This window comes from Cephaloticoccus primus, from assembly GCF_001580015.1.
In the GTDB taxonomy this organism is placed as follows: Bacteria; Verrucomicrobiota; Verrucomicrobiia; order Opitutales; family Opitutaceae; genus Cephaloticoccus; species Cephaloticoccus primus.
The window spans coordinates 115,159-136,049 of the sequence record NZ_LSZQ01000041.1; the positions used below are offsets into that span (position 1 = coordinate 115,159).

The 20,891-nt window shown below is 63.4% G+C and carries 13 protein-coding genes and 1 tRNA gene; 9 read left to right on the forward strand and 5 right to left on the reverse strand.

Annotated features, from left to right (window positions below; all coding sequences use genetic code 11):
* Positions 1-318 precede the first annotated feature (318 nt).
* Both AXK11_RS09775 and AXK11_RS05165 read right to left on the reverse strand, forming a co-directional pair.
* Positions 319-492 carry a hypothetical protein gene (locus AXK11_RS09775; protein ID WP_156469216.1) on the reverse strand — a complete coding sequence of 58 codons (174 nt, stop codon included), beginning with the start codon at positions 490-492 and terminating at the stop codon, positions 319-321.
* A gap of 29 nt (positions 493-521) precedes the next feature.
* Complete coding sequence (locus AXK11_RS05165) at positions 522-1,949, reverse strand: ABC transporter substrate-binding protein (RefSeq protein WP_068629966.1); 1,428 nt, start codon at positions 1,947-1,949, stop codon at positions 522-524.
* A gap of 470 nt (positions 1,950-2,419) precedes the next feature.
* On the opposite strand from AXK11_RS05165, the gene AXK11_RS05170 reads away from it, so the two are divergent.
* A tRNA-Cys gene (locus AXK11_RS05170) sits at positions 2,420-2,494 on the forward strand.
* A 159-nt stretch (positions 2,495-2,653) separates the two neighbouring features.
* A complete protein-coding gene (locus AXK11_RS05175) occupies positions 2,654-3,691 on the forward strand; it encodes a Gfo/Idh/MocA family protein (RefSeq protein WP_068629968.1) in 1,038 nt (345 codons plus the stop codon).
* 496 nt (positions 3,692-4,187) lie between these two features.
* On the opposite strand, the gene AXK11_RS05180 is transcribed toward AXK11_RS05175, so the two are convergent.
* Positions 4,188-5,075: an NAD(P)-dependent oxidoreductase gene (locus AXK11_RS05180; RefSeq protein ID WP_082780914.1), complete on the reverse strand. Its 888-nt coding sequence runs from the start codon at positions 5,073-5,075 to the stop codon at positions 4,188-4,190.
* Positions 5,076-5,249: 174 nt separating this feature from the next.
* The gene (locus AXK11_RS05185) at positions 5,250-6,077 is read right to left on the reverse strand and encodes an MBL fold metallo-hydrolase (protein ID WP_068629970.1); all 828 of its coding nucleotides are present in this window, start codon (positions 6,075-6,077) and stop codon (positions 5,250-5,252) included.
* Positions 6,078-6,419: 342 nt separating this feature from the next.
* Between AXK11_RS05185 and AXK11_RS05190 the strand changes: the two genes are divergently transcribed.
* Together AXK11_RS05190 and AXK11_RS05195 are read left to right on the forward strand one after the other, a co-directional pair.
* The gene (locus AXK11_RS05190; RefSeq protein ID WP_068629972.1) at positions 6,420-7,811 is read left to right on the forward strand and encodes an ABC transporter substrate-binding protein; all 1,392 of its coding nucleotides are present in this window, start codon (positions 6,420-6,422) and stop codon (positions 7,809-7,811) included.
* Positions 7,812-7,851: 40 nt separating this feature from the next.
* On the forward strand, positions 7,852-9,081 hold the full coding sequence (locus AXK11_RS05195; RefSeq protein WP_082780915.1) for a DUF2264 domain-containing protein: 1,230 nt from the start codon (positions 7,852-7,854) through the stop codon (positions 9,079-9,081).
* 117 nt (positions 9,082-9,198) lie between these two features.
* Here the strand turns inward: AXK11_RS05195 and AXK11_RS05200 are convergent, their stop codons facing one another.
* Positions 9,199-10,965, reverse strand: coding sequence for a cation:proton antiporter (locus AXK11_RS05200; protein ID WP_068629973.1), 1,767 nt, complete (start codon positions 10,963-10,965; stop codon positions 9,199-9,201).
* Positions 10,966-11,100: 135 nt separating this feature from the next.
* On the opposite strand from AXK11_RS05200, the gene aspS reads away from it, so the two are divergent.
* The 5 genes from aspS (at position 11,101) to AXK11_RS05225 (ending at position 20,765) form a co-directional block, all read left to right on the forward strand.
* On the forward strand, positions 11,101-12,891 hold the full coding sequence (gene aspS, locus AXK11_RS05205; RefSeq protein ID WP_068630009.1) for an aspartate--tRNA ligase: 1,791 nt from the start codon (positions 11,101-11,103) through the stop codon (positions 12,889-12,891).
* 585 nt (positions 12,892-13,476) lie between these two features.
* Positions 13,477-14,595 (forward strand): Gfo/Idh/MocA family protein, encoded by a 1,119-nt coding sequence (locus tag AXK11_RS05210; RefSeq protein ID WP_068629976.1) that lies wholly within the window; start codon positions 13,477-13,479, stop codon positions 14,593-14,595.
* 479 nt (positions 14,596-15,074) lie between these two features.
* On the forward strand, positions 15,075-16,427 hold the full coding sequence (locus AXK11_RS05215) for a dicarboxylate/amino acid:cation symporter (protein WP_068629977.1): 1,353 nt from the start codon (positions 15,075-15,077) through the stop codon (positions 16,425-16,427).
* Between the two features lie 409 nt (positions 16,428-16,836).
* Positions 16,837-18,711 carry an SLC13 family permease gene (locus AXK11_RS05220; protein ID WP_068630011.1) on the forward strand — a complete coding sequence of 625 codons (1,875 nt, stop codon included), beginning with the start codon at positions 16,837-16,839 and terminating at the stop codon, positions 18,709-18,711.
* Positions 18,712-18,896: 185 nt separating this feature from the next.
* The gene (locus tag AXK11_RS05225) at positions 18,897-20,765 is read left to right on the forward strand and encodes an SLC13 family permease (protein ID WP_068629979.1); all 1,869 of its coding nucleotides are present in this window, start codon (positions 18,897-18,899) and stop codon (positions 20,763-20,765) included.
* Positions 20,766-20,891 lie beyond the last annotated feature (126 nt).

Sequence of the window (20,891 nt, forward strand, 5' to 3'; positions counted from 1 at the left end):
TTACATAAATACCTCTCCACGCTCCTATGCACATCCGCCTCGTTTTCTGCGCTTTCCCTGCATTGCCGAAGCGCGCGCGACACCAGCTTGCTGAAGCGTATGGGATATTGGCTTGCTGATTTCAGCCTGAGCCGAGCCACGCAGATTATCCGCTGAAATCAACCCAAGCCGCAGCTTCGAGGCAGCCAGGCCCGCTTGACCGGTATATGCTGGGCTACGCACTGGCATTGGGCGCGGGAGTGGTGACGGGTAACGTGCGCGAGTTTCGGCGTGTGCCCGGACTGTCTGTCGAAGACTGGCAGTCGCGCGACTAGCCCACTATCGGCCCTGCCAGCGGGCACTATGGGCTTTGGCGGCCTGCCGTAGTGACGGGCGAAGGCGGTGCTGAAGCTGGAGAGGATGTCGGTAGCCGATCTTGTAGGCGACGAGTGATGTGGGCAGCCCTGCGCCCAATAGCTCGCGCGCCTTATGCACGCGGATGCCGGTCAGCATGCGGTGCACTCTGGATAACCGCCGTCTATTCAGTTCGCGGCGGTTTCGGTGAACAGGACGTTGCGAGAGATTTGTTTGTTGAGGGCGGCTTGGGCCTCCGTGAGCAGGCGCAGGGCTTCGGGGGCCAGTGCGTCGGCATCGTAGATGCCGTGGCGCTCGGCGTAGTCGCGCAGGGCCATCGTCGCGCTGGCGATAAACTGGCTGGCGACGCCCATGTAGGGTGAGGAGGGATCCCGCGGCACGTGCGGGGCTTGCTCGATGTACATCCGGCCAACGATCTGGCCTCCGCAAAATGGGTCGGGCTCGTCGTAAAACGGCAGCTTCCAGAGCGCCTTCACCGGTGTGAGGAACGAGTTTTCCCGAAAGCTTTTTTCGGCGAGCTCGGGCGAGGTGTAGAGGTATTTCGCCATTTCCCAAGCCTCCTCGATGTGTGTGCCGCGTTTGTTGATGCCGATCATGGTGCCGCCAAGCGTGGTGGTGCGCCGGCCGCCGCGTTCCCAGGCGGGCAGTGGCATGAGTTTGAGTTTTCCGGCGAGTTGCGGGTTTTCGACTTTCCAGGTGCCGAGCATCCAGTTGGGCACGGGTGTGCCGATGACGATCCCGTCGAGCCGCTGGCGGTGGCCCGCTGCGGTGAATAGCGGGACGTCGATTGCCGTGCGGTTGGGGCCAGTCAGCCAGGTCGTGATCGTGGCGAGTGCGCGAGCATTGCGCATGCTGGCAAAGGCGGGCCGATCATCGTCGTCGAAAATCAGGCCGTTGTTTTGTAGCAGCAGCGAGACGATCAGGCCGCCGTCTTTTTCGGACAGGGAGATGAGGTAGCGGTCGGGGCGGCCGTCGCCGTTGTGATCGGCCATGAGCGGGCGCATCACGCGGAAGTAGTCTTCCCAGGTCTCGATCTGCTGGATCTGCGCTTCGGTGATGCCGGCGGCTTCGGCGAGATCGCTGCGGTAGCCGAGCAGGACGGGGTGGACGCTGCGTGGCAGCCCAAAGATGCGTCCGCGCGAGGTGAAGGGCGCAAAGGACGGCGCGTTGAACTGCTCGTAGAGCCCCTCCTCGTGGAGCCGGTCGGTGAGGTCGAGGAAACCGACCTGGTCAACGGGGCCGAGGAAGGCTTTCGGCGCGACGCCGGTGTTGAGCTCCAGTAGGTCCGCGACCGGCGTGCCACTGAGAAAGCCCGAGAGCATCCGCCGCTCAAACGCGCGGTCGGTGATGAGTTGCAGGCCGAAGCGTTTCTCGGGGTGCTTGCGATTCCACTCGGCGACGACCGGCACGTAGGCGCGGTGGATCTGCGTGGACATGACCCAAAAGGGGATGCCCTCGGGCTCCTTGGCGGGGATCAGCGCGACGACCGTGCTGCTGATCGCGGCGATGATCAGGATGATGATCGCACCGGGCGAAAAGACGGTGCGTGAGAGCCTTTCGCGAAGGCTTGGTGGCGGCTTGGCTATCGACGTCATGCGTGGGGTAGGGGGTAATGGGATTTCGCAGGCCGCGCCTCCAGAATCGGGGTAGTACAAATCGGGAGGCGGGCGGGCTGGAGGCTTGCTGTAGCGGTGTTGCTACGAGGGGTCGAGGATGCGCGGGCAGGGGCCTTCTTCACCCAGTTTGTTAGAAAAATGGGTAAATGGGCTCTGAGCGTATTCGCTGCGACTGGTGTCCCATATCGGGATTAGGGGAAGCAAGCCCGCCGTAGCGGCTGATAGTGGCCGGTGGCTGGCCGGTTACCCAAGTGGCCTTGACGGCGGTGGAGCGACTGAATGCGCCGCGCGCCGTTTCCCGGTGGCCGCGTGCCCAACGATGAGGGCGCATTACAAGCGGGCATGTTTGCCAAGGTGCGCGCGCTTTCTTTGCAATTCGCAAACTTAAGGCCTTGCGCCGTGTGGACTTTTTCTCAGCGTGCGAGCCTTCCTGGTTTTCTTCAGCTAAAGGCGCGGTAGCCAAGTGGTAAGGCCGAGCTCTGCAAAAGCTCTATGCGCCGGTTCGATTCCGGCCCGCGCCTCCAAAGCCCCTTCTGTTTTTTGCGGCTGCTTTGGTGTGCCCGCTTCGAGGCGTGCGAGAGTGTGCAGGCAGGGCGATAGGGGCGGCGGGCTCCCTTGGAAAATCGGCGAAACCAGGTGCGCTTTCTCTCCCACACACCCGATACCTCAACCCCACACAGTAAATGAAAACTGCGGCCGCTAAAAAAGCCTCGGATATCAAAGTCGGAGTCGTCGGTTACGGCGGCTCTTTTAGTATGGCGAACCGGCACCTCAAGTCGGTGGCACTGGCCGGCATGACGCCGCTCGCCGTGGTCGAGCCGGACAAGGAGCGCCGCGCCGTCGCGGCGCAGGATTTTCCAGGCATCGAAACCTACGCGAGCGTGGGAGAGATGCTCAAAAAATCGGAGGTGGGCCTGGTCATCCTCGTCACTCCACACAACACGCATGCACCGCTGGCGCTCCAGTGCCTGCGCGCCGGCCGCCACGTGGTGAGCGAGAAGCCACTCGCGCTGACCACCAAGGAATGCGACGCGATGATCGTTGCTGCGAAGAAATCCGGAGTCATGCTTTCCGCCTTTCACAACCGCCACTGGGATGGCTCGATCATGCGCGCGCTCGAGGTGCTGAAGTCGGGCGTGATCGGCGACCTCGTGCGCGTGGAAGCGCGCAGCGGCGGCTGGGGCATGCCGAGCGAAGCGTGGCGCGGCAGCCGCTCGATTTCCGGCGGGCTTCTCTACGACTGGGGCGTGCACTTCCTCGAATACATCCTCCAGCTCGCCGACTCTGAAATCGTGGAAGTGAGCGGCTACTCCAGCAGCGGCTTCTGGGCCAAAAAATCGAAGTGGAAGGCCGACACCATCGAGGACGATGCCCGCGCGGTCGTGCGCTTCAAAAGCGGCGTACATGCTACGCTCGCGCTTTCGCAGATCGATGCGCACCTGAAGCCCGGGATGGTCGAGGTCACCGGCACCAAGGGCACCTTCGTGTGGGAGTACGGCACGCATAAACTCATCGTTAAGGACGGCGAAAAAACGACGGTCACCGAGGCGAAAAACCCACCCGAGCTCTGGGATAAATATTACGAAAACGTCGCCGCGCACCTGAGCAAGGGCGAGAAGCTGATCATCACGCCCGAGTGGGCGCGCCGCCCGATCCACATCATCGACCTCGCCATCCAGAGCGCGAAAAAAGGCCGCACACTCCCCGCCAAGTACAAGTAAACCGCGCGGCCCTGACATCTCCCACTACGCGTGGAGCGACGGCATGCTGCCGCTGTCATTTAATTTGCGATTTCGTCTGGGTGCTTTGCGCCCAGACGAAATCGCAAATTTGAAGTCTTCACCTCTGCCGTAATGCGGCAGAGTGGGGCCACGCAAAGAGGGTGGAGCGGCTTGCCGGATCGGCCAGTGATTGAGGGGCAACAGAGTTTGCCCGTTATCCCTCCAACTTGCCCGAATGGGTTATCCGTCACGCTTTTACTCCAACGCTTAATCTCCTGCCACGTTGTGGCAGGAGAGGGCTTTTATAATTTCGGATTTGAAGTGGTCGCGCAGCGCACGGGCAAAATCGCAAATTGGATGGCAGTGGCGCCCCGCCACCACTCCACGCGCAGAAGTCTTCGACTCCTTTATTGGGCACGGCCTAGCTGGGCCGTGTCCTTGACTCTTTCATTATGTGCGCGGGGCGCGCGCAGTGCGGTCAGTGCCCGGTGCGATTTTAGCCGCGCCGGTCTTTGAAGGTGATTTCGGCCACGCCGGATTTATCGAGGCCGCCCAAGCCCAGCGCGACGAGGCGCTCGTATTGCTGTTTGGTCGCCGAGGCGAGCGGCAGCGGCAGCCCTGCTTCGACGCCGAGCGTCCAGGCTATGCCGCTGTCCTTGGCGGCGTGAGCGGCGGAGAAGTAGCAATCGTGGTCGCGCTTCTGCATGTCTTCGCCATCGGTTTTGAGCACTTGGGAGTTCGCGCCAGTTTGCGCGAAAACCTCGCGCAGCATATCGAGGTCGAGCCCGAGCGCGTGGCCCAGGCCGAGCCCCTCGGCAAGCCCGGCGGTGTTGATGTTCATGACCATGTTGACGAGCGCCTTTACTTGGGCGGCCTGGCCGGTCTGGCCAATGTAGCGCAGTGCGGAAGAGAGCTTTTCGAGGATGGGCCGCGCGCGGGCAAACGCGTCTTCGGGGCCCGCGCACATGAGGTAGAGCGTGCCTTCGCGGGCCTGCGGGATGGAGGAGGCCATGCAGCCTTCGAGCGTGGTGGCGCCGACTTTTTTAGCGCGGCGCTCCACCTCCACGTGAGTCTTTGGCGTGATCGTCGCGCAGTTGATGAAGAGCTTGCCCTTCGCCTCACTGCCGAGGAGCGAGTCGCCGCTCTCGCCGAAAATCGCGAGCTGCGCAGCATCGTCGGTCACGACGGTGAAGATGATGTCCGCCGAGGCGGTGACAGCGGCGAGCGTTGCGGCGTGTTGGGCGCCGAGCTCGGCGGCGAGTGCCGCGGCATTTTTGCCGTGCTGGTCGTAGACGGCGTTGATCGTGTAGCCGCAATCGTGCAGGCGGCGTGCCATGTTGCCGCCCATGCGGCCTACTCCGACGAAGGCGATTTTTTCAGACATAGTGCGTGTGTGTGTTTTGGGGGGGATAAGGATTTTTGCGGAGGGAAAACGGGCGAGGCAAACGCGGGGCGGGCGGAGGGCGACGCTGTGCGTGTAGGCGCGTGCGCGTTGTGCGCATGATCGCGCTGCAAACGGCGCGCGCGTGTCGCCGTGGTTGACTGCCCTTGGTCGGCTCTAGCGCGCGAAAAAGGGGTTATACTTTTTCTCTTGGCCGACGGTCGTGAGCGGCCCGTGTCCGGGCGCGATCACCGTGTCCTTGGGCAGCGTCATCAGCTTTTCTTTGTTGTTGTGCAGTTGGTTGCCAAAAAAGTTGGGACTGCCGCCCATCGAGCACGAGAAGATCGAGTCGCCGACAATCACCAGCGGCCAGCTCAGGCCGGTGACATAGAAGCTCGTTTGCCCGGGCGTGTGCCCCCAGGTGAGCAGCGTTTTGATCGCGAGCTCACCGAGGTGGAAGTGGGCGTTTTCCTTAAACGTTTGCGCGCGCGGGTGGTCGACCGGCTCGCGCTCGCTGGCCCAGATTTCGGCACGCGGGTTGAGCTCTGCGAGCCGCGCGAGGTCGGCGATGTGGTCGCCATGTGTGTGGGTGAGCAGGATGTAGCGCAGGTCGAGCCGCTCGTCGCGGATGACGTCGAGCATGCCCTCGCAAGTGGAGCCGGTATCGAAGGCAGCGGCCTGCCGCGTGCGCGGGTCCCAGACCATGTAGGCGTTAACAAACATGTCCTCGTACGGCGTGTTAAACATGGCGAAGCCGCGCGGCAGGTTGGGCTGCTCGGGATACCATGCTTTTTTTGCCAGGACTTCGAGCGCATCGGGGCTCAGGTTGAGGTGGCGCGCGACGCGGCGGATGACGCCGTAGAGCGGCTTGCCACTTTTTACCGCAGCGAGCTGCTCGGCCGTGATCTCGGCGCGCGCAGCGAGGTCTTCGTCGCTGATCTTCAGCCCGCGCTGGGTCTTGTTGATCACATCGTCGAAATTGTCTTCAATAGGTATCCGGGGCATAGGAGCCGCAGACCAATGCGAGGCCACCGCCACCTCGCAAGACCTCTTCGTATTTTAACGGGTTTGCGCCGGGCCCCGTGTGCAGGTTTTCGCTGGGTGGTCTCGCTCGTGTGCGGCCTCTTGCCGCGTAAGCGCTCTGCGCTGCCGCCTGCGCTGTTTGCAGGGATTCCTCAGGCTGCTGCGTTGTCTGGGGTGGGGGGGCGCGTTTCTGTCTCGCCGAATAAATACAGCGTGCTGCCGTTGCCAAACTGATGTCGCCTGTGCCACAGACCCTGCGTAACGCTCCCTCTCTCGGTACGCTCGCCGCCGTCGTGCGCGCGGCCTGTCTCTCTTCCCCTCGCCATGTATTCTTTTAAAGATCTGAGCCTCGCTCTAAACCGGATCCTGCGTTTCTTCTCTGTCGGGATTCTCACCATTTTGGTTATTTGTCTGGTGAGTACTGTGATTGTGGCGCTGCTCCCTTTCGATGAGCGCAAGGGAATCGAGTTTTGGGTCATCACATCGAAGCCGCTTCGCGTTTACGAAAAACTCATCTCCGGGTGGAACGAGGAGCACCCCGAAAAACCCTTTGTGATGCGCAGCCTGAACAACTCGGCGATGGAGCGGCGCATGCTCGCAGGCTTTCTTTCCGGCGTGCCGATGGCCGATATACTGGAGCCCAACGATGGACTGTACCCAAAGGCTTTCCTCGGGCCGGTCGAGCAAGTCGGTTTTCTCGACCTCACCGGCCGGCTGCACGCCGAGGGGCTCTACGCGCAATTTAACGAGCCGTCCTTTGCCCAGATGACCTCGCGCGGCCGCATCTTCGGGCTGCCGCACGATGTGCATCCGGTGCTGCTCGGCTACCGTGCCGACCTGGTCGAGGCGGCAGGGATCGACGTGAGCGAAATTGAAACGTGGGACGACTACTTCCGTGTGATGCGCCCGCTTATGGTTGACCTCGACGGCGACGGACGGCCCGACCGTTACCTGCTCAACATCTCGGAGCTCGCCATGCACGACATCGTGGTACTGCTGCTCCAAAACGACGGACAGATTTTTGACGAAGACGACGTCCCGGTCTTTGCCAGCGAGCGCAACGCGTGGACGCTTGCCAAGATCATCACTTGGGTGGCCGGCCCCGATCGTGTCGCCGTGGAAGTCAGCCGTGAATCTGCGGGCCACCGCCAACACCTCGAAGGCTACATGGTCGGCAGCCTCTTGCCGGACTGGCTGTTCGGGGCCTGGAAAAACGAAAATCCGCAACTCGCCGGAAAGCTCAAACTCATGCCCTTGCCCGCTTTTGAAAAAGGCGGACGGCGCACCAGCGTGCGCGGCGGCACCATGATCGGCATCAACAAACGCAGCGCATACATTGAAGAGTGCTGGGAGGTGGCGAAGCGGCTCTACACCTCGGCCGAAATCGCCGAGACCCGCTGGCGCGAAGAAACCATCATCTCTCCCTACAAGGCGCACTGGGCCGAGCCCTTTTACCACGAGCCGGATCCATTTTGCGGCGGGCAACGCACCGGCACGCTCTACATCGAGCAAGCCCCGTACCTGCCGATACGGCCCTCTTCGCCCTACACCGACAACGCGAAAGCCGCGATCAGTGCCGCGGCCATCGCTCTGCGCGCCTACGCCGAGCGACACGAAGTTTACGACGCCGACACCCTCGCCCCCGAAGCGCTACGCCTGCTCCAACACGAGCAAGACACACTCAAGCGCCTCATCTCGCGCAACGTGCTTTATTAAGAACTGTACCTTCCTCACTGGACCACTTGGTTTCCCAAAAATGAGCTCCCCAACCCCGAGTGACGACACGGCTGCCACGCCGTACGAACAAAACGACAATACGCCTGCGCTGCGCGCCCAGTGGTGCGAATGGGCTACCCGGCTTGCGCAGCCGATTTTTGATGCGCTCGACAAGCGCGAGCTCAAGCTGCGGATGCCAGTCGAGACGAGGGCATCTCGCTCACGCGCGCCAGTTGCCCATCTCGAAGCGCTTGGGCGGCTCCTCGTTGGGCTCTCGCCTTGGTTGGAGCTCGGACCAGACGACACCCCTGAGGGGCAGTTGCGCGGTCGGCTCGCGGTGGCAGCACGGCGAGCGATTGATGCAGCGACTGATCCGGACTCGCCCGACAAGATGAACTTCTCGACGGACGGACAGCCGCTCGTGGACGCTGCGTTTCTCGCGCAGGCCACCTTTCGTGCGCCGCGCGAGCTTTGGGAGAAACTGGAGCCGCGCGTCCAGGCCAACCTCACTGCCCGTCTCAAAGAGACGCGCCATATGCAGCCCGGGGAAAATAACTGGCAGTTGTTTGCGGCCTTCGTGGAGCTCGCGCTCGCCCGTGGAGGCGAGCCGCGCGACGACTCACGTATTTTACCTGCGCTGGAAAAGTTCAAAAAATGGTACCTCGGCGACGGAACCTACGGCGACGGGCCCGAACACCGCTGGGATTACTACAACTCCTTCGTGATCCACCCCATGTTGCTTGGGATACTCGATGAGGCGGCCCAAGAAAGTGATGCGCTGCGCCAGTTTCAAAAAGAGGCGCAGGTCGCCGCGCGCCGCTACGCCGCCGTACAGGAGCGCTTGGTCGCACCGGACGGGAGTTTCCCCGCGATCGGTCGCTCAATCGTGTATCGCTGCGGGGCACTGCAAGCGCTGGCCGACGTCGCGTTGCGGCGTGAGTTGCCGGACTCGGTGCCGCCTGCTGCGGCACGCACCGCGCTGACTCGTGCGATCCGGCGCACGCTTGATGCGCCGGGCACTTTTGACGAAAACGGTTGGCTGCGGCTCGGTCTTGCCGGACATCAGCCCTCGCTCGCCGAGTTCTACATCTGCACGGGCAGCCTCTACCTTTGCAGCGTGGCCTTACTTCCGCTCGGCCTGCCACCCGAAGCTCCATTCTGGAGCGATCCGCACGCGCCGACGACTTGGGAGCGGATCTGGGGCGGCGAAGACATCCCCGCCGACGGAGCCCTTCACGGCCTGCCACCCTCGCTGCCAGAGGAAGGGTAGCCAGGTGGGCCTCCGCATGTGAGGTCTTCTGCGCCCTCGCTGCCCTCGGCTCAAGGCAAGGGCTTCCCGCTGTCGCGCTGCGTGTGTGTGGCGCAGCGCGACGGCGGGCTTGTCCCCTCACTTTGTTTTTTGGGCGGGGAAGAGTTCGCGGTGGACGCGTTCGCGTTCGCGGTCGATTTGCTCGGGCGTCGCGCCAAAGTCGCGCAGGATGTGTTCGGTGATGGCGAGAGCGACTTCGCCTTCGCCGGAGAAGATGCCGTCGGCGCCGACGTCGCGCAGGGCTTCGAGTTCGCGCAGGTAGGCGGTGCGGGCGAGGATGCGGATGTCGGGGTTGAGCTCGCGCACCTGGCGGACGACTTCGCGGCCGTCTTTGATGCTCGATGCGCTGAGGACAAGGGCCTTTGCGTCGGGGACTCCCGCTTGCATCAGGGTATCGATGCGGGTCGCGTCGCCATAAACTACGGGCACGCCTTCGGCTTTCAGCCGCTGCACGGTATCGACGTTTAGCTCGACGATGGTGAGGTCGAATTCGTTTTCGCGCAGGAGCCGCGCCACGATTTGGCCGACGGGGCCGTAGCCCACGACGATCGCGCGTTGCTTGTCGCTGTTAACCGGGTGCGCCGCCGCCGCCTCGCCCGCCAGGCCGCCCGAAGCGCGTCTATTTACCCAGCGCACAAACCAGGGGAAGAGTCGCTCGGTGCCGCGTTCGATGCGCGGGATGAGGCGGTAGGTGAGGGGGTTGAGCGTGATCGACAGGATGGCCGAGGCGACGAGTGTGTTGGTGGCACTCTCGGGGATGATGTTGAGCTGGCGGCTCATCGTCGCGAGGATGAATGAGAACTCGCCGATCTGTGCGAGTACGATGGAGACCGAGAGCGCGACGCGCAGCGGGTAGCGCATGAGGATGACGATGGCGAGTGCCGCAGCGGGCTTGCCGATCAGGATCACGACCATCGTGGCGATGACCAGCAGCGGGTTTTCCAGCAGGCTGCTCCAGTCAAAGAGCATCCCCACGGAGACGAAGAACAGCACGGCGAAGGCGTCGCGCATCGGCAGCGCTTCGGTCGCCGCGCGCAAGCTGAAGTCGGAGCGGCCAACGACCATGCCGGCGAGGAAGGCGCCCAGAGCCATCGACACGCCGAAGACTTTTGCGGAGCCGACCGCGATCCCCAGCGCGATGGCGAGCACGGCCAGCGTGAACAGTTCGCGCGAGCCGGTCTTCGCAATCGCGGTGAGCAGGCGCGGGATTACCCAGCCGCCTACGATAAAGGTAAACGCCACGAGTGCGCCGATTTTCAGCGTGGCCCAGCCCGTCGCTTTTGAGACTTCGCCCAAGCCGAGCGCGAGCTCGCCGCCCGTCGCCGCCGCGCCAAAAATCGCGGGCAGCAGCACGAGGACGAAGATCGTGAACAAGTCCTCCATCACCAGCCAGCCGACCGAGATGTGGCCCGTCACCGTATGCAGGTCGCCGTTGTCGGCGAGGACGCGGATGAGCACGACTGTGCTCGCCACCGAGACCGCCAGCCCGAAGACGATGCCCGCTGGCCAGCCCCAGCCCAGCCAATGCAGGATGACCGCGCTCAGTGCAGTCGCCGTGAGGCTTTGCACGATCGCGCCCGGCACGGCGATCCGCTTCACTGCGAGCAGCTCCTTGAAGTGAAACTGGAGCCCCACGCCAAACATCAGCAGGATCACGCCGATCTCCGCCAGTTGCTCGGCCAGCTCTGGATCGGCATTAAAACCCGGGGTGTGCGGACTCACGACGATGCCCGCCAGCAGGTAACCGATGATTGGGGAAATCCCGATTCGCTGGGTGATGTAGCCGAAGGTCAGGGCGGCCACAAATCCCCCAGTGAGCGTGAGAATAAGGTCAATATTGTGCATGGGTGCTGTGCGCTAACGCGCGAGCGTTAGGAGAAATAATGACCCCTGCCAGTGTTTATTGTCGCGGCTTTTGCAAAATTTACCTCGCGGGCACTTCGCGCGGTCGATTGGAGTCGCCCCCTTTTTATCGAAGCTATGAAGCGCACTCATCACTGTGGCCAACTCACCAAATCTGACCTCGGCGCGAGCGTCTCGCTCGCGGGTTGGGTGGACAGCATCCGCGATCATGGCGGAATCCTCTTTATCGACCTGCGCGACCGCAAAGGCATCACCCAGGTCAAGTTCGACCCGCAGGATGACGCCGCGCTCGGTGCGGCCGCCGCGCAGCTCAAGCCCGAGTCCGTCATTGCGATCTCCGGCACCGTCGCGCCCCGCCCCGAAGGCACGGCCAACGCTTCGCTGCCCACCGGCGAGGTTGAGATAAACGCCACCGCGCTGGAGCTCCTCAACCTCTCCGACACGCCGCCATTTCCGCTCGACGACGTTGGCGGCGACCGCGTCAACGAGGACCTGCGCCTCACCTACCGCTACCTCGATCTGCGCCGCCCCAAGATGCGCAAAAACCTCGAAGTCCGGCACCGCACCACCAAGGCGATCCGCGACTACTTCGACTCCCAGGAGTTTATCGAGGTGGAGACCCCAGCACTTTTCAAGAGCACGCCCGAGGGCGCCCGCGAGTACCTGGTCCCCTCGCGCATCCACCCCGGCCAGTTCTACGCGCTCTCGCAGTCGCCCCAGCAGTTTAAGCAAATCCTCATGGTCGCTGGCGTGGAAAAGTACTTCCAGATCGCGCGCTGCTTCCGCGACGAAGACCTGCGCGCCGACCGCCAGATGGAGTTCACCCAGGTCGATGTCGAAGCCTCCTTCGTCACCCGCGAAGACATTTACGCGCTCTTCGAGGGCATGCTGAAGAAGGTCTGGCGCGAAGTCCTCGGCACCGACATCCCGACGCCCTTCCCGCGCCTGCCCTTCATCGATGCGATGAACCGCTACGGCAGCGACAAGCCCGACACCCGCTTCGGCCTGGAGCTCGCCGACTTCACCGCGCTGTTCAAAACCAGCGACTTCAAGGTCTTCGCCGCGACCGCTGCCAGCGGCGGCGCCATCAAGGCGATCAACGTCAAGGGCCTCGCCGACATCACCCAGGGCGAGCTCAAGTCGCTCGAAGACGCCGCCAAGGCACTCGGCGCAAAAGGGCTCGCCTTCATCAAGGTCGAAGGCGGCGAGTGGAAGTCGCCCATCGTGAAATTCCTTAGCGAGGGCGAGCGCGCCGAGCTCGCCACCCGCCTCGCCCTCGAAGACGGCGACATCGTTTTCTTCGCCGCTGCGGAGTGGGAGCGCGCCTGCGCCATCCTCGGTCGCGTGCGGCTCGACGCTGCGCAGCTCCTCATCAAACGCGGCAAGCTCACTCTGCGCGACGACGATTGGCGTTTCCTCTGGGTCGTCGATTTCCCGCTCATGACTTACGACGAAGAGCGCGGCGGCTACGCGGCCACGCACCACCCCTTTACCGCGCCTGTGCCGGAGGACGCGGGCCTGCTCGAAAGCGACCCGCGCGCGGTTCGCGGTCAGCACTACGACATTGTCCTCAACGGCGTGGAGCTCGGCGGTGGCTCGATCCGGATCCACCAGCCCGCGCTGCAAAAACAGGTTTTTGAGGACGTCCTCAAAATCCCGGCCGACGTCGTTGAAAGCCGCTTCGGCTACATGCTCAAAGCCCTCACTTACGGCGCCCCGCCCCACGGCGGCATTGCCTTCGGGCTCGACCGCATCGTGGCGCTGCTGTGCGGCACGCAAAGCATCCGCGACGTCATCGCCTTTCCCAAAACGCAGCGCGGTCAAGACCTCATGGCCCAGAGCCCCACTCCCGTTACGCCCAAGCAACTCAAGGAGCTGCACATCGGCATCACCGATCCCGCGCTCTAGTGCGCGTGAGGCCCACGTTTGTTTGACGAGCCGCCAGCGAACGGCTCGCAAAAAAGGAGAGTCGAAGCCGACGGCGCACCAACGAGTGCGCCGCCAAATGAAAGGGTCTCTGACCCCGCGTGGGGCGGTGGCGTGGCGCCACGTGCCATTGAATTTGGGAATCGGCTCCGGCGCGGAGCGCCAGAGCCGATTCCCAAATTGAACGGGACTTCCCCCAGTCGCGTTGCGACTGGGAAGGGAGCATCAAATGCGGATGGAGCGCATACCCATTGGGGCGATTTTCGTCGGTTAACCGGTAAACGCAGTTCTAGCGCGGCCCAACGAGGCCGCGCCCATAAAATCGGTCAACGACCGCGATTAATGGTCGGGGCCTTTCTACTGTGCGGTTTGCTGTTGTGCGGAACGCACAGCACGCAAACCGCACAGTAAATGGGAGCAGGCACCGCCTGCCGCCCCACGCGTAGTGGAGGGATGAACGGCCCCTCGCATTCATGCTTTTGGCGTAAATTCACGTAATCGGGTCTGGACGGCGGGGCGCGGGTTCTATCGCCTCCGCGCGCAGTTTTTTTTAACCCCCCTGTAGTTATGACCAAAGCATTGAATGTCGGAGTGATGGGCTGTGGAAACATCTCCGCGGCTTATCTGAATTTATCCCCGCGTTTTCGCGGAATCAAAATCGCTGCGGTGGCCGATGTCGTTGCCGCCGCGGCCGAAGCCCGCGGAAAGGAGTACGATGTCCCCGCGCTAACGCCCGAGGCGCTGATCGCCGATCCGGATATCGACATCATTTTGAATCTCACGATTCCGGCGGCGCACTACGAGGTGGCGCGTCGCGCGCTCGAAGCGGGAAAGCACGTCTACGCCGAGAAGCCTTACGTGCTCGATCTGGGTGAGGGGAAACAGCTCGCCGCTCTCGCTGCGGAAAAGGGGCTGCGGATCGGTTCCGCGCCCGACACCATCCTCGGTAGCTCGCACCAATATGCGCGGCATTTGATTGATCAGGGCGAGGTCGGCCGAATCACTTCCGGGCTTTGCACGATGATGGGAAGTGGGCACGAGTCGTGGCACCCGAATCCCGAGTTTTACTACAAGAAGGGCGGCGGCCCGCTTCTCGATATGGGCCCGTACTATGTGTCGAACCTCGTGCAACTGCTCGGCCCGGTGAAGCGGGTGACGGGCTTTACTTCCTCGGCCACGCCCACGCGCACGATCACCTCCGAGCCGAAGAAGGGGACGGTCATCACCGTGGAGACGCCGACGAATATCCACGGCGTGCTGGAGTTTGCATCGGGTGCGGTCGTGACGCTGATCACGAGCTTCGACGTCAAACAGCAGGAAAACGCGCACATGGCGCTCTACGGCACGGGAGGCACGATCTACGTTCCCGATCCGAATGGCTTTGCGGGGCCAGTGCGCGTGGCGAAGTCGAGGGGCCAGGCCGCACCGGTCGAGCAGTGGGAGCACCCGCTCGGGCCCGATGAAAAGGGCGGGGCAAACTACCGCAGCGCAGGACTCGCAGACATGGCGCTGGGAATCCTCGAAGGCCGCCCGCACCGCTGTAACGGCGAGTTCGCGCTGCATGTCATCGACATCATGACGGGCATCTTGCGCGCTGGCGAAGAAGGCCGCGCCGTGGAGATGTCGACGACTTGCGAGCGCTTCGCGCCACTGACGCCCGAGGCCGCGCAGACACTGGTCGCCTAAGGACGCGCGGCCAACGAGTGCGCCGCCCGTAAACGGGTTCCTGACCCGCTGCGCGCGGGGCGGTGGCGGGGCGCCACGTGCCATTTACTGTACCGCTTGCGAGCCGTGCGTTCCGCACAACTCGCAAGCGGTACAGTTGAAAATGTCCGACCAAAGGGCGGCTTAACCTGTAAACCAAAAAAATCCGCCCCAATGGGTTTACGCCCCATTCGCGCTTTGGTGCATTTTCCTGTCGCAACGCGACAGGGAGACAAATTTGCGATTTTGTTCGGGCGCGCAGCGCACGGGCAAAATCGCAAATTGAATGGGAGTGGCGCCCCGCCACCGCCGCACGCGTAGTGCACACTCTTCGCGTCACCCGTACCGAAAGCAGGCTGCTCGAATGCTGCGCCGACCTTGGTCATGATAGCGGTAATACATGCCGCTAATCCTCATAATTTTGTTTCTAATAGGCGGGGCGATTCCCCAAGTTTCGGGGCATGGGGCAGAAACTGAAGTTCTGGCGTTGGCCGCTGGCTAACCAAATTCTGAGTGGTCTAGTTTTCGGAATACTCCTCGGCTTGGCGGCGGGGCATTGGGTGGATAGCGCGGCGGGGCAGGCGAGGCTCGACTTGTGGGTGACGCAGCTCATCCAGCCGCTCGGGCGGCTGTTTATCCGGATCATTTTCATGATCGTGGTGCCGCTGATTTTTTCGGCGATTGTGCTGGGCGTAGCCGAGATGGGCGACGTGCGGAAACTGGGGCGCGTGGGGCTGCGCTCGCTGTGGTTTACGCTGCTGCTCTCGGGGACGAGTGTCTTTGTGGGGATCACGTTTGTGGACGTGCTAAAGCCGGGCCAGCACTTGGGCGAGGAGACGCGGCACGAGCTGCTGGCGCGCTACGGCGCGGATGCGGAGGCGCATACGGTGCACCTGTCGAGTCCCGATGCGCCGCCCTTGGCCGATACCTTGCTCAACCTGATCCCGCAGAATCCGCTGGCCGAGGCGGTCAATGCCTTCGCGCCCAACTACACGGGTGGCGGGCTGATGTCGGTCATGGTCTTCAGCCTGTTCTTCGGCGTGGCGCTAGCTCTCGTGCCGCGCGAAAAGTCAGCGGGGCTGATCTCGGTGCTTCAGGGCACCTTCGAGGTGTGCATGCGGGTGATCCACTTTGCCATGAGGCTGGCCCCGATGGGCGTGACCTGCCTGGGCTTCGTGATGGCGGAGACGCTGGGGATCGAGATGGTGAAGAGCCTCGGGTTTTACATGGGCGTCGTGATCGCGGGTCTGGCGTTTCAGCAATTCGTCGTGTACAGCCTCTTTCTGAAGTTCGTGGGCGGGTACTCGCCGCGGCTGTTTTTTAGCCGGATAAAGGAGGTCATGCTCACGGCGTTCAGCACCTCGTCGAGTAATGCCACGCTGCCCGTCTCGTTGCGCGTGGGTGAGGAAAACCTGAAGCTGCCGAGCCGGATCAGCCGCTTCGTGCTGACGGTGGGAGCCAGCGCGAACCAGAATGGCACCGCGCTGTATGAGGGGGTGACGGTGCTCTTCCTCGCACAGGTGTTTGGCGTGGAGCTCACGCTCGCACAGCAAATCGTCGTCACCTTTATGTGCATCATGACCGGGCTGGGCACTGCCGGCGTGCCCGGGGGCTCGCTGCCACTGGTAGTGGGCGTGCTCGTGACGCTCGGCATCCCGGGCGAGAGTATCGCGATCATCCTCGGGATCGACCGGCTGCTCGATATGTGCCGCAGTTGCCTGAACGTGACCGGTGATCTCGTATGCGCCGTGCTCGTCAGCCGCAACGAAGCCCCGGATGAAGTTCCCCTCGCGGAAGCCGAGCTCGCCTCGTAGCCTGTGGGTACACAGCGGTAATGATCGCCCTGCGCGGGGGGCGGTGGCGGGTCGCCACTTCCATTTAATTTGCAATTTTGCCCGTGCGCTTTGCGCCCGAACAAAATCGCAAATTTAACGATCCCTCCCTGTCGCGTTGCGACAGGGGGAGACGCTCCCAGTGCGGATGGATCGGAAAACCATTTGAGCGCGGCGGAAAAGTTGACGGGGCAACTCTCCGCCAAACGAACCGCACAGAAAATGGCAGGCGACACTGACGAGCCGCCAACGAGCGGCTCGCAAAATAAAAGTGTCTGCGCCACCGCTCCACGCGCAGTGGGGGGCTTCGGGTTTCGGGCTCCTTTTACTGGAAGTAGCGTGGGTGCTGTGAGTGGATGGGGTGGGCGGCTCTGCCGTTCCCAGTTCCATGATGAGCACCGATTTACTTCTCGTCCTTGCGCTGCTGCTTGGCTGCGTGGGCCTTTTTATTTGGGGGCGGCCGCGGATGGATGTGGTGGCGCTGCTGGTGATTGCGGCGCTGCCGTTGACGGGGGTACTGAACATGCAGGAGGCGCTGGCGGGCTTTAGTGATCCGAATGTGATCTTGATCGCGGCGCTCTTCGTCGTGGGCGAAGGGCTGGTGCGCACGGGCGTGAGTTATCGGCTGGGCGACTGGCTATTGAAGCGCGCGGGTAACAGCGAAACGCGCCTGCTGGTGCTGCTCATGCTGAGCGTCGCGGCGCTGGGCTCGGTGATGAGCTCGACGGGAGTGGTGGCGATTTTTATCCCGGTCGTCCTCGGGATCTCGGTGCGGCTCGGTGTGCAGCCGGGGCGACTGATGATGCCGCTGGCATTTGCGGGGCTGATCAGCGGCATGCTGACGCTCGTCGCCACGCCGCCAAATCTTCTGGTCGATAGCGCGTTGCGGCGCGAAGGGCACGCGGGGCTCGGCTTCTTCAGTTTCACGCCGCTGGGTGCGATCATCCTCGCACTGGGGATCGGCTACATGCTGCTCGCGCGCCGTTGGCTGGCGAAGACTGGCGTGAAAAATGCGGCGCGCTCGGGCCCGGGGATGGGCACGCGGCGGCGGATGCGCGACTTCGTGAGCGCCTACGAGCTGGCGGGGCGCGAGCATCGGCTGCGGCTGCGCACGGACTCCCCGCTGGTCGGGGTGAAGTTGCGCGAGCTCACGCTGCGCCGCGATTATCAGGCCAACGTTGTGGCGATTGAGCGGCGCGGGCGTTTCAGCGATGAGGTGCTCCCGCCCAACGCGGGGATCGAGCTGCGCGCGGGGGATGTGTTGCTGATCGACCTCGCGAGTGAGGCTGCGGGTACGACGGGGCGGGAGGGGCGCGCAGACGTGCTTTGCGCGGAAAAGGGCCTGGAGGCGCTACCGCTGCCGGAGGGCTATTTCTCGGATCAATCGAGGGCGATTGGCATGGCCGAGGTGCTCCTGCCGCCGGGCTCGCGGCTGGTGGGGAAGAGCGTGCTTGGCGTTGGCTTTCGCCGAAAGCACGGGCTCAACGTGATCGGGCGGCGGCGCGACCGTGAGCCCGTTGTCGGTGGCAGCACCGAACTGCTCGAAGAGCGACTGCGCGTGGGCGATACGCTGCTCGTGATCGGCCCGTGGAAGGCGATTCGCCAATTGCAGCCGCAGATTGAGGACTTCGTGGTGCTGACGCTGCCTGCGGAGGTGGATGAGGTCGCGCCCGCACTCTCTCGCGAACCCTACGCGCTGCTGAGCCTCGGGCTCATGATCGTGCTGATGGTGACGGGCATCGTGCCCAACGTCGTGGCGGCGCTCGCGGCGTGCTTTGTGATGGGCGCGTTTCGCTGCATCGATCTGGCGGCGGCCTACCGGGCGATTCACTGGCAGAGCCTCGTGCTGATCGCAGGGATGATTCCCTTTGCGATGGCGCTGGAGCGGACGGGTGGGGTTGATCTCGCGGTAAATGGCTTGCTCGGCATCGCGGGGAATGCGGCTCCGCGCGTACTGCTGGGCGGACTCTTCGGGCTGACGATGGTGACGGGACTTTTTATTTCGAACACGGCAACGGCTGTCTTGATGGCGCCGATCGCGGTGAGCCTGGCGGAGCGCATGGGCCTGTCGCCACTGCCTTTTGCAATGACGGTCGCGCTGGCGGCTTCGACGGCATTCATCACGCCCGTGTCCTCGCCGGTAAACATGCTGGTGCTCGGGCCAGGCCAATACCGGTTTACCGATTTTGTGAAAACGGGGCTGCCCTTTGCGCTACTGGTGATGCTGCTCTGCGTGGTGCTGATCCCGCTGCTGTTTCCGTTGTGACGCGGTTAGTAGGTGCGTCTCGCAGGTTGTGGAGCATTCCTAATTTCGGCGAGCGGGTGGCGCAGCGCCGTTGCGCTGGCTGGCGCGCACGCAGAAGCCTCGCCGTGCCGCCCGGTGCCTCCATCACACCGCTATCTCTGCGAGGGGGGAGGCATCCGGGCGCGGAACCTTCGTTACCTATTCACATGAACACCGAACTGCTCTTGGTCCTCGTGTTGCTGTGCGCCTGCGTGGGCTTGTTTATCGTGAACAAGCCGCGGATGGATGTCGTCGCACTTTGCGTGATCGTGCTACTGCCCCTGCTGGGGATCATGAGCGTGCAGGAGGCGCTGCTGGGCTTTAGCGACTCAAACGTGGTGCTGATCGGCGCGCTCTTCATTGTAGGCGAGGGGCTCTCGCGCACGGGGATCAGCTACCGCGTGGGCGACTGGCTGCTCCGGCGCGCGGGTAATAGCGAGACCCGGCTCCTCGCGCTGCTGATGCTCGCGGTGGCCGCGCTGGGCAGCGTGATCAGCTCGACGGGGATCGTCGCGATTTTCATCCCGGTGGTGCTGAGCTGCGCGTCGCGTATGGGTGTGGCGCCCGGGCGTTTCATGATGACGCTGTCCTTCTCGGGATTGATCAGCGGCATGATGACGCTCGTTTCGACTCCGCCCAACATGATGGTCGACAGCGCACTGCGGCGCGAGGGGCACGAGGGCCTGAGCTTCTTTAGCTACACGCCGATTGGGCTCGTGGTCCTCGCGCTCGGCCTGGGCTACATGCTCGTGGCGCGCCACTGGCTTGCCGGTGAGAAACACGCCGAGGCATCGTCATCAGGCGGCAGCAGCGGCACTGGCTCCGCCGTTCCGCGCGGTCCGGCCAAGCGGCTTGACGACTTCATCCGCGAATACGGGTTGGAGGGGCGTGCACATCGTTTGCGGTTAAAAATCCACTCGCCCTTGGTTGGCCTGAAACTGCGCGAGCTCACGCTGCGGCAGGAGTTCGGCGCCAATGTCGTCGCGGTGGAGCGGCGCGGTCGCCTCAGCGACGAGCTGTGCGAGCCCAATTCCGGCCTGGAGCTGCGCGAGGGCGATGTGCTCCTGATCGATCTGTTTCGCGCGGGCGCGGAGCTGCGGCGGCTTTGCCAAGTAATGTCACTGGAGATGCTGGATATGCCGGAGGGGTATTTTACCGACGAGTCGCGCGAGATCGGCATGGCCGAGGTGCTCTTGCCGCCAGACTCTGCGCTGATCGGGAAAAACGTGCCCGAAGCCGCGCTGCGCCGTCGCTACGGGCTCAATGTGGTCGCCGTGCGCCGCAACCGCCAACCACTCGGCAGCTTCGCCCTCGACCAGCGTTTTCGCGCAGGCGATACGCTGCTCGTCGTCGGTTCGTGGAAAGCCATTCGCCGCCTGCAACGCCGGCTGGAAGACTTCCTCGTATTGACGCTGCCCGCAGAGAGCGCCGCGGTCGCGCCCGCGCTGAGCCGCGCGCCCTATGCGCTGCTGAGCCTCGGCATCATGGTCGGCCTGATGGTCTCGGGGCTGGTGCCCAACGTGATCGCTGCGCTGATCGCCTGCCTGCTGATGGGGGCCTTCCGCTGCATTGACCTGAGCAGTGCCTACAAATCCATCCACTGGCCGAGCCTCGTGCTGATCGCGGGCATGATCCCTTTTGCGCTGGCGCTGGAGCGCACCGGCGGGGTGGACATGGCGGTTAACGGGCTCGTCAACGCGCTGGGCGAAGCCGGGCCGCGCGTGCTACTCGGCGGCCTCTTCGTGGTCACGATGCTGATTACGCTCTTCATCTCCAATACCGCGACCGCTGTCCTCATGGCACCAATCGCGGTGACACTGGCCACGCGGATGGACGCTTCGCCGCTGCCCTTTGCCATCACGGTGGCGCTCGCCGCATCGACCGCATTTAGCACGCCGGTAGCCTCGCCCGTGAACATGCTGGTACTCGGCCCGGGCGGTTACCGCTTCATCGACTTTGTGAAAGTGGGGCTGCCCTTCTCGGCCGTCGTCCTCGCCGTCTGCGTGCTGCTCGTGCCGCTCTTCTTCCCGCTGTGAGGAGGCCTGAAGCCTCCACTACGCGTGGGGAGCGGGAGCTAGTTGCCCTACGCGGGCAGCGGTGGCGTGGCGCCACGTGCCATTGAATTTGCGATTTTGCCCGTGCGCTTTGCGCCCGAACAAAAT

What these genes read in the sequence shown, in the direction of transcription:
- AXK11_RS05215 (WP_068629977.1), top strand. Translation starts at nt 15,075, where the DNA reads ATGGGGCAGAAACTGAAGTTCTGGCGTTGGCCGCTGGCTAACCAAATT.
- AXK11_RS05195 (WP_082780915.1), top strand. Translation starts at nt 7,852, where the DNA reads ATGAGCTCCCCAACCCCGAGTGACGACACGGCTGCCACGCCGTACGAA.
- AXK11_RS05210 (WP_068629976.1), top strand. Translation starts at nt 13,477, where the DNA reads ATGACCAAAGCATTGAATGTCGGAGTGATGGGCTGTGGAAACATCTCC.
- AXK11_RS09775 (WP_156469216.1), bottom strand. Translation starts at nt 492, where the DNA reads ATGCTGACCGGCATCCGCGTGCATAAGGCGCGCGAGCTATTGGGCGCA.
- AXK11_RS05180 (WP_082780914.1), bottom strand. Translation starts at nt 5,075, where the DNA reads ATGTCTGAAAAAATCGCCTTCGTCGGAGTAGGCCGCATGGGCGGCAAC.
- AXK11_RS05165 (WP_068629966.1), bottom strand. Translation starts at nt 1,949, where the DNA reads ATGACGTCGATAGCCAAGCCGCCACCAAGCCTTCGCGAAAGGCTCTCA.
- AXK11_RS05220 (WP_068630011.1), top strand. Translation starts at nt 16,837, where the DNA reads ATGAGCACCGATTTACTTCTCGTCCTTGCGCTGCTGCTTGGCTGCGTG.
- AXK11_RS05175 (WP_068629968.1), top strand. Translation starts at nt 2,654, where the DNA reads ATGAAAACTGCGGCCGCTAAAAAAGCCTCGGATATCAAAGTCGGAGTC.
- AXK11_RS05185 (WP_068629970.1), bottom strand. Translation starts at nt 6,077, where the DNA reads ATGCCCCGGATACCTATTGAAGACAATTTCGACGATGTGATCAACAAG.
- AXK11_RS05200 (WP_068629973.1), bottom strand. Translation starts at nt 10,965, where the DNA reads ATGCACAATATTGACCTTATTCTCACGCTCACTGGGGGATTTGTGGCC.
- AXK11_RS05225 (WP_068629979.1), top strand. Translation starts at nt 18,897, where the DNA reads ATGAACACCGAACTGCTCTTGGTCCTCGTGTTGCTGTGCGCCTGCGTG.
- AXK11_RS05190 (WP_068629972.1), top strand. Translation starts at nt 6,420, where the DNA reads ATGTATTCTTTTAAAGATCTGAGCCTCGCTCTAAACCGGATCCTGCGT.
- aspS (WP_068630009.1), top strand. Translation starts at nt 11,101, where the DNA reads ATGAAGCGCACTCATCACTGTGGCCAACTCACCAAATCTGACCTCGGC.